Source organism: Shigella sp. SIG6 (assembly GCF_053555815.1).
The window spans coordinates 1-1,112 of the sequence record NZ_JBQZXC010000268.1 but is presented as its reverse complement, the minus strand read 5'-3'; the positions used below and the strand labels follow the sequence as shown (position 1 = coordinate 1,112).

Here is a 1,112-nt window from a genome sequence, read left to right as displayed (position 1 = left end):
CGTCCCTTTATTAACATGGTGGAGATCCCCAGACAGGTGATGTTTACCGTGTATGTGACATCAACGCCTTACGATCCGTTGGTTACACCTGTTTATACCATTAGTTTTGGTGGCCGGGTTGAAGTACCGCAAAACTGCGAATTAAATGCCGGGCAGATTGTTGAATTTGATTTTGGTGATATCGGCGCATCGTTATTTAGTGCGGCAGGGCCGGGGAATCGACCAGCTGGCGTCATGCCGCAAACCAAGAGCATTGCGGTCAAATGTACGAATGTTGCTGCGCAGGCTTATTTAACAATGCGTCTGGAAGCCAGTGCCGTTTCTGGTCAGGCGATGGTGTCGGACAATCAGGATTTAGGTTTTATTGTCGCCGATCAGAACGATACGCCGATCACGCCTAACGATCTCAATAGCGTTATTCCTTTCCGTCTGGATGCAGCTGCGGCAGCCAATGTCACACTTCGCGCCTGGCCTATCAGTATTACCGGTCAAAAACCGACCGAAGGGCCGTTTAGCGCGCTGGGGTATTTACGCGTCGATTATCAATGAGGTACGGAGAATGAGAAGAGTATTCTTTAGCTGTTTCTGCGGGTTACTGTGGAGTTCCAGTGGATGGGCAGCTGACCCTTTAGGAACGATTAATATCAATTTGCACGGTAATGTTGTTGATTTCTCCTGTACCGTAAACACAGCGGATATTGATAAGACGGTAGATTTAGGCAGATGGCCTACGACACAATTACTGAACGCTGGCGATACCACGGCACTCGTCCCTTTTAGCCTGCGGCTGGAGGGATGTCCTCCGGGTTCAGTTGCGATTTTATTTACGGGAACGCCGGCATCCGATACCAACCTGCTGGCTCTGGATGATCCCGCAATGGCGCAAACCGTCGCCATCGAATTACGTAATAGCGATCGCTCCCGGCTCGCACTGGGGGAGGCGAGCCCGACTGAGGAAGTAGATGCAAACGGCAATGTCACACTAAACTTTTTTGCCAATTATCGAGCGTTAGCCAGCGGTGTTCGGCCAGGGGTGGCGAAAGCGGATGCGATATTTATGATCAATTATAATTAATATTATATTAATTCGTATAATTTGGCGTAGTCGATAA

General features: G+C 49.3%; 2 protein-coding genes. Both read left to right on the top strand.

Going from position 1 to position 1,112, the window contains the following annotated elements; genetic code table 11:
* Positions 1-549: fimbrial protein (locus ACUU1M_RS20240; protein ID WP_449144782.1), on the top strand; the 549-nt coding region annotated here is incomplete at its 5' end.
* A gap of 10 nt (positions 550-559) precedes the next feature.
* Positions 560-1,075: a fimbria assembly protein gene (gene sfmF / locus ACUU1M_RS20235; protein WP_024259957.1), complete on the top strand. Its 516-nt coding sequence runs from the start codon at positions 560-562 to the stop codon at positions 1,073-1,075.
* Positions 1,076-1,112 lie beyond the last annotated feature (37 nt).